Source organism: Bacillus sp. JJ1521, from assembly GCF_036965165.1.
Classification (GTDB): domain Bacteria; phylum Bacillota; class Bacilli; order Bacillales; family Bacillaceae_L; genus Ferdinandcohnia.
Genome location: NZ_JBALOX010000151.1, coordinates 1 through 6,785, shown reverse-complemented (window position 1 = coordinate 6,785; position 6,785 = coordinate 1). Strand labels below are relative to the sequence as shown.

7 protein-coding genes are annotated in these 6,785 nt (G+C 37.8%); 5 read left to right on the top strand and 2 right to left on the bottom strand.

Annotation, left to right across the window (positions count from 1 at the left end):
- Positions 1-253: 253 nt before the first annotated feature.
- The 3 genes from V7147_RS18970 to V7147_RS18960 all read left to right on the top strand — a co-directional run bounded on the left by V7147_RS18970 (position 254) and on the right by V7147_RS18960 (position 2,899).
- The gene (locus V7147_RS18970) at positions 254-1,441 is read left to right on the top strand and encodes an acetate kinase (RefSeq protein WP_335369396.1); all 1,188 of its coding nucleotides are present in this window, start codon (positions 254-256) and stop codon (positions 1,439-1,441) included.
- Positions 1,442-1,540: 99 nt separating this feature from the next.
- A complete protein-coding gene (locus V7147_RS18965; RefSeq protein WP_335369395.1) occupies positions 1,541-2,374 on the top strand; it encodes an EcsC family protein in 834 nt (277 codons plus the stop codon).
- 3 nt (positions 2,375-2,377) lie between these two features.
- Positions 2,378-2,899: a MogA/MoaB family molybdenum cofactor biosynthesis protein gene (locus V7147_RS18960; RefSeq protein WP_335369394.1), complete on the top strand. Its 522-nt coding sequence runs from the start codon at positions 2,378-2,380 to the stop codon at positions 2,897-2,899.
- Positions 2,900-3,100: 201 nt separating this feature from the next.
- On the opposite strand, the gene V7147_RS18955 is transcribed toward V7147_RS18960, so the two are convergent.
- Complete coding sequence (locus V7147_RS18955) at positions 3,101-3,415, bottom strand: hypothetical protein (RefSeq protein WP_335369393.1); 315 nt, start codon at positions 3,413-3,415, stop codon at positions 3,101-3,103.
- A gap of 184 nt (positions 3,416-3,599) precedes the next feature.
- On the opposite strand from V7147_RS18955, the gene V7147_RS18950 reads away from it, so the two are divergent.
- Both V7147_RS18950 and argH read left to right on the top strand, forming a co-directional pair.
- Positions 3,600-4,808: an argininosuccinate synthase gene (locus V7147_RS18950; RefSeq protein WP_335369392.1), complete on the top strand. Its 1,209-nt coding sequence runs from the start codon at positions 3,600-3,602 to the stop codon at positions 4,806-4,808.
- Positions 4,805-6,181: an argininosuccinate lyase gene (argH, locus tag V7147_RS18945; RefSeq protein WP_335369391.1), complete on the top strand. Its 1,377-nt coding sequence runs from the start codon at positions 4,805-4,807 to the stop codon at positions 6,179-6,181. The genes V7147_RS18950 and argH overlap by 4 nt, the downstream gene beginning before the upstream one ends.
- A 26-nt stretch (positions 6,182-6,207) precedes the next feature.
- Here the strand turns inward: argH and V7147_RS18940 are convergent, their stop codons facing one another.
- Positions 6,208-6,657 carry a universal stress protein gene (locus V7147_RS18940; RefSeq protein WP_335369390.1) on the bottom strand — a complete coding sequence of 150 codons (450 nt, stop codon included), beginning with the start codon at positions 6,655-6,657 and terminating at the stop codon, positions 6,208-6,210.
- Positions 6,658-6,785: the final 128 nt, after the last annotated feature.

Genomic DNA, 6,785 nt, shown 5'->3' with positions numbered 1-6,785 from the left:
GCCACAGGACGTGGCAGTAGTTAGTCGATGTTCCTCTGTCGAGGCGCTTGCACATTTGTTAATTATAGCGCTTTCTATTATCTGAATATAGGAACTTTATGGCGAAAACGGTACCAAATCAGCATACTCCTTGAAATGTTTTTACACCGATGTTTAAATGAATAAGGCATCTATGAAACCCTGTCGTTTTGCATAGAATAATGTAGAACGAAAATTTACATATAAAAGTGATATAAACAAAGGAGCGGACGATATGTCGAAAATCATTGCCATAAATGCAGGAAGTTCTTCGTTAAAATTTCAACTATTTGAAATGCCGAATGAGGACGTTATTACAAAGGGGATCTTTGAACGAATTGGTCTTGATAAAGGTGTTTTTACAATCTATGTCAACGATGAAAAACAAACAACAGAAATTGAACTTCCCGATCATGCGGTTGCTGTAAAAATACTTTTAGAAAAACTAACTGAATATGGGATCATTAAATCTTTAGATGAAATTGAAGGAATCGGGCATCGGGTTGTACACGGCGGAGAGACATTCGCTGATTCAGTTATTATAACAGATGAGGTTTTGGCAGAGATTGACAAGCTATCGGAATTGGCACCATTGCATAACCCAGCCAATGTTACGGGAATCAAAGCATTTCATGAAGTATTGCCGAATGTTCCAGCTGTAGCTGTATTCGACACAGCCTTCCATCAAACAATGCCTGAAAAGTCATTTTTATACAGTCTTCCATATAATTATTATAAAGATTATGGAATTAGAAAATATGGTTTCCACGGAACATCCCATAAATATGTATCACAACGCGCAGCTGAGCTTCTTGGCAGACCTTTAGAAGAGCTTCGGTTATTATCTTGTCACCTCGGAAATGGTGCGAGTATTGCTGCAATTGAAGGCGGAAAATCGATCGATACATCCATGGGCTTTACACCACTGGCTGGTGTAACAATGGGAACACGTTCTGGTAATATTGACCCTGCATTAATTCCGTTTATCATGGAGAAAACAGGGAAAACAGCTGACGAAGTTTTAGATGTGTTAAACAAAGAAAGTGGAATGCTTGGTGTTTCCGGATTCTCAAGCGATCTTCGTGATATTCAGGAGAAAGCAGACGAAGGCAACATCCGTGCACAATTAGCTCTCGACGTATTTGGAAGTAGAATTCACAAATACATTGGTTCATACGCAGCTCGTATGCACGGTATAGACGCAATCATCTTTACAGCAGGAATTGGTGAAAACAGTGACACCATCCGTGCAAGAGTATTAACCGGTTTAGAATTCATGGGTGTATACTGGGATCCAGCTTTAAACAAAGTGAGAGGGAAGGAAGCATTTGTTAACTACCCACATTCACCAGTAAAAGTCATTATCATCCCAACGAATGAAGAAGTAATGATTGCACGCGATGTAATGCGTTTAACAAAATAAAGCATGATGGACAAACTCTTAATGGGTTTGTCTTTTTTATTACCTATATTCACATTATGGTATAATACCCATAGTGAAAGTTGGAAACGGAGGATGAATATGGGTTTTACAGAACGAGAGCTACAAGTATTAACTGAAATTGAAAAATGGTCAAATCAAATGCTCCATGAACAAACTGATTTTGAAATGACCTATGACAAATGGCTTGAAAACTCATTAAGTCTTATTCCTGAGAATGTCCGGACCGAGTTCTTTTCAAAACTAGATAATTGGCTATTTCATTTACATGCGATTCTTCAAGGATCTCAATTTCAAGTGGACGCAAGAGAACGGCTGATCCGTTCGGCACGAATTTTTAACCAGGATATTGACGATATAACTGATTTGAAAGAACTCAAAATTGATGAACTTTCATACCTAACTGAAAATCAGATAGCAAAGCATCGCCTTTATTCATTTGCACACGGGGGCCTGTCTGGTACTGGGGGACTTCTGCTACTTGGAACGGATATACCTGCGATTACGATCCTTAATCTTCGTGTTGTCCAATTAATTGCGATGACATATGGATATGAAGTAAATACACCATATGAAATGATGACATCTTTAAAGGTATTTCATGCCGCTACATTGCCCAAACGCATGCGCTATCAGGGATGGGATGATCTTACTAGGGATGCTGATGGGTTTAATCAAAACCAATATTTTTACAATGGATCAGAAGAGCTAACCGATGAAACTTGGCTAGAGTTGCCATTAAAGCATATTGTAAAAGCAGTCGCAATTACAATACTAAGGAAGCGTATGATCCAAGGAATTCCTCTTATCAGTATGGCAATTGGTGCTGGTATGAATTATCAATTAACAAGACAGGTCAGTGATTTTGCCCATAATTATTACCGTTTTCGCTTTTTGCAGGAAAAGGAGTCATAAGATATGAGTGTCCAAGAACATAAACAAGCAACACCGTCCTCTGTCACATGTAAAGTCATTACAATAAGCGATACTAGAACAAAAGAAACCGATAAAAGTGGTCAACTTATGATTACACTTCTTGAGGAAAATGGCTATAAAGTTTTAGAACATATAATTGTAAAAGATGAAGAATCATATATTGAAAAAGCTATACGTGAAGGCTGCGAACAAGAAGGAATTGATGTTGTTTTAACAAATGGAGGAACTGGCATTGCAAAACGCGATGTTACAATTGAGACAGTTTCTAAATTATTGGATAAGGAAATAGTCGGTTTCGGGGAATTGTTTCGAATGCTTAGCTATACGGAGGATATCGGCTCAGCGGCCATTCTTTCTAGAGCAATCGCGGGGGTTAGTAACGATACGGCGATTTTTTCAACACCGGGCTCATCTGGGGCTGTAAAGCTTGCTTTGAATAAATTAATCTTGCCGGAACTTGGCCACATTGTCAGTGAAATAAAAAAGGATATTAAAAAGGTCTAATCATCTGTAAGATTAGACCTTTTCTATGTCTAGTTCAAGAAGACACCGGCTCTCTGTTCTAAGCCAATCGCTTCGGAAGGTAAAATACACCTTCTGTCAGCGCACGTCTTATGCTTGTCGCCTCTACCAGGACGGCAATGATTCTAGCGTTAGGCACAGGACGTGCCTGCCTTAGCTGGAATTGGGCGCCTTGCACTTTTCTTATTGATGGATTTTCTTTGATATTCCTTGGTTCATTCTGTACCAAATCCATAAGTCATTGATGATGGAGGCACATTCTGATATTTCATTGTTTAGTTCACAGGAACGTTCAAAATTAAGCTCATTGCCGAGCTGTTCTTGTTTTTGATTAATAATTTCCTCAATCTCTGCAATTCGATCAGGGATATGTCCCCTGATTTTTTCCCATTTGAATAATATATACTGCTGCGTTTCCTCTTTATAATCCTCCCAATCCTTTTCTATATATGGAAGAAGGAGCCCGAGTCGTTCATCAAAATGAAAATAATCACCCATTGATACCACCCCTAGTAGATCTTGCTCTAATTCTATAATACTCTTAGTTTTATATCTATGAAAAAAGTTTTTTAATTTTTCTTCATTTTACTATTGAAAAAAGTAGAAAGAGTTGCTAAAGTTATACATTATAAATGTATAAATATAAAAGTATATGAATTATTATTCGAAAGGAAGATACAACATGAGCAAAAAGAAAGTTGTTTTAGCATATTCAGGTGGTCTAGATACAAGTGTTGCTGTTAAATGGTTACAGGAGCAAGGGTATGAAGTCGTTGCTTGCTGTTTAGATGTAGGTGAAGGAAAAGATCTAGAGTTTATTAAAGAAAAAGCAATTACAGTTGGAGCTGTATCTTCATATGTGATTGATGCGAAGGAAGAATTTGCAAATGAATATGCCCTTGCAGCTTTACAGGCTCATACGCTTTACGAAGGAAAATATCCGTTAGTATCTGCATTATCTCGTCCGCTTATCGCGCAAAAGCTTGTTGAAGTCGCCGAACAAGAAAATGCAGTTGCAGTTGCACATGGCTGTACTGGAAAAGGAAATGACCAAGTTCGCTTTGAGGTTTCAATTAAAGCATTAAATCCAGATCTAGAAGTTCTGGCACCTGTTCGTGAATGGAGCTGGTCTCGTGAAGAGGAAATCGAATATGCAAAACAGAATAATATTCCGATTCCTATCAATTTAGATAGCCCATTCTCCATAGACCAAAACCTTTGGGGACGTAGTAATGAGTGTGGTATTTTAGAAGATCCTTGGGCTGCACCACCAGCGGATGCATATGAATTAACAGCAGCCCTTGAAGAAACTCCAAATACACCTGACATTATTGAAATTGATTTTGAGCAAGGTGTACCAAAAACAATTAATGGTCAGCAATATACATTAGCTGAATTAATTCTTGAATTAAACCAAATTGCAGGAAAACACGGAGTAGGCCGTATCGACCATGTGGAAAACCGCCTTGTTGGTATTAAATCTCGTGAAGTATATGAATGCCCTGGTGCGATGACTTTAATTACAGCGCATAAGGAACTTGAAGACCTTACACTTGTAAAAGAAGTGGCACATTTCAAACCAGTCATTGAGCAAAAGCTTACTGAATTAATTTACAATGGTCTATGGTTCTCACCATTAAAGGATGCATTACTTGGTTTCCTAAAAGAAACACAAAAGAATGTCAATGGAACAGTGCGTGTAAAACTCTTTAAAGGTCATGCCATTGTCGAAGGACGTAAATCAGACAATTCATTATACGATGAAAAGCTTGCTACTTATACTTCTGATGATGAATTTGATCATAATGCAGCGGTTGGCTTTATCTCACTTTGGGGCTTACCAACAAAAGTGAATAGCATCGTAAACAATAGTAAGAAGGTTGGAGTATGAAAAAGCTTTGGGGAGGAAGATTCACCAAAAGTGCCGAACAATGGGTAGATGAATTCGGTGCATCGATCTCCTTTGATCAGCAGTTGGTGAAGGAAGATATTGAAGGAAGCATTGCCCATGTTACAATGCTTGGTAAATGCGGAATCGTTACTATGGAAGAAGCAGATACCATTAAGTCTGGGCTACTTACCCTATTAGAAAAAGCAAAAAATGATGAATTAAAATTCACGGTTGCGAATGAAGATATTCATTTAAATATCGAAAAAATGCTGATAGATGAGATTGGGCAGGTCGGTGGTAAGCTTCATACTGGCCGAAGCAGGAATGACCAGGTTGCCACAGATATGCATTTATACTTACGACAACAAGTAGATGAAATCATAGAACTTGTTGACGAACTGCAAGGCGCAATCGTGGAACAAGCAGAACAACATGTCGAAACGATAGCACCTGGGTATACACATTTACAGCGAGCACAGCCTATTTCATTTGCTCATCATTTGTTAGCTTATTATTGGATGCTTGAACGCGATAAGGAACGTTTAACAGACTCGTTAAAAAGAATCAATATGTCTCCATTAGGGGCTGGTGCCTTAGCTGGTACTACTTTCCCGATTGACCGTTACTACAGCGCAGAGTTGTTAGGCTTTGACAAAATCTATGAAAATAGTATTGATGCCGTGAGTGACCGGGATTTTATCGTTGAGTTTTTAAGCAATAGCTCGATGATTATGATGCATCTGTCGCGTTTTTGTGAAGAGTTAATTCTTTGGTCCTCACAGGAATTTAACTTTATTGAAATGGATGATGCTTTTGCAACGGGAAGCAGTATTATGCCACAAAAGAAGAATCCAGATATGGCTGAACTAATCCGTGGTAAAACAGGAAGGGTTTATGGAAATCTCTTCGGTTTATTAACTGTCCTTAAAGGAACACCGCTTGCGTATAACAAAGATATGCAAGAGGACAAAGAAGGCATGTTTGATACAGTGAAGACGGTAAAAGGATCCTTGAAGATTTTTGCTGGAATGGTGTCAACTATGAAAGTGAAGACAGAAGTGATGGCAACAGCTGTTAAAAAAGATTTCTCCAATGCGACCGAGCTTGCCGATTATTTAGCTTCAAAGGGACTACCGTTTAGAGAGGCCCATGAAGTGGTTGGAAAACTAGTGTTAACCTGTATTGAACGTGGCTTTTTCTTAGGTGATTTGCCACTTGATGTGTTCAAAGAGTCATCTTCACTTTTTGAAGAAGATATTTATGAAGTATTATTACCTGCAACTGCCGTAGCCCGTCGTACGAGTGCAGGAGGAACAGGATTTGAAGAAGTATATAAGGTTTTACAAAAAATAAAACAAACAAAAAAATCGTGATTGTTCACGATTTTTTGTTTTCTATCTTAAAGGTCCTTTTCTGTTCGAACAACCATGACATCACATTTTGCATAGCGAGTGATGTTTTCAGAAACACTGCCTAATAGGAAACGTTCGACAACGTTAAGACCAGTAGCACCACAAATGATTAAATCAACATGATGTTTTGGGGCAATTTCTTTTGCAATTTTTATTTTGGGAGATCCATATTCTAAGATTGTTTCAATATCTTCAATACCAGATTCTTCGGCAATTTGCTCATACCGATGAAGTAATTCATTTCCGAATTTTTCAGCTTGCTCTGATAGATTTTGATGGTATGCGCCTATTGCTGCAAATTGTTTTAAGTCAATCACATGAGTAATAATGAGTTCTGAGTGATACTGCTTACAAATATCGATTGCTTTTTTAAAAGCCCATTCTGCTTCCTTAGAACCATCAACAGCGACAAGGACTTTTTTATAGGTAACTAGCATTTTAATGCCCCCTAAATTTAGAAATGGTCTTTCTATTATTATTATAACACTGAATATTAGTTAAAAAGAAAAATAAACTTGTATAAACATTGAACTTTTTCTTAATTATAAGGAATAAAATCACTATT

Bases quoted from the DNA above. Each gene is read 5' to 3' on its own strand.
- V7147_RS18965 (WP_335369395.1), top strand. From the start codon at position 1,541: ATGGGTTTTACAGAACGAGAGCTACAAGTATTAACTGAAATTGAAAAA.
- argH (WP_335369391.1), top strand. From the start codon at position 4,805: ATGAAAAAGCTTTGGGGAGGAAGATTCACCAAAAGTGCCGAACAATGG.
- V7147_RS18940 (WP_335369390.1), bottom strand. From the start codon at position 6,657: ATGCTAGTTACCTATAAAAAAGTCCTTGTCGCTGTTGATGGTTCTAAG.
- V7147_RS18950 (WP_335369392.1), top strand. From the start codon at position 3,600: ATGAGCAAAAAGAAAGTTGTTTTAGCATATTCAGGTGGTCTAGATACA.
- V7147_RS18960 (WP_335369394.1), top strand. From the start codon at position 2,378: ATGAGTGTCCAAGAACATAAACAAGCAACACCGTCCTCTGTCACATGT.
- V7147_RS18955 (WP_335369393.1), bottom strand. From the start codon at position 3,415: ATGGGTGATTATTTTCATTTTGATGAACGACTCGGGCTCCTTCTTCCA.
- V7147_RS18970 (WP_335369396.1), top strand. From the start codon at position 254: ATGTCGAAAATCATTGCCATAAATGCAGGAAGTTCTTCGTTAAAATTT.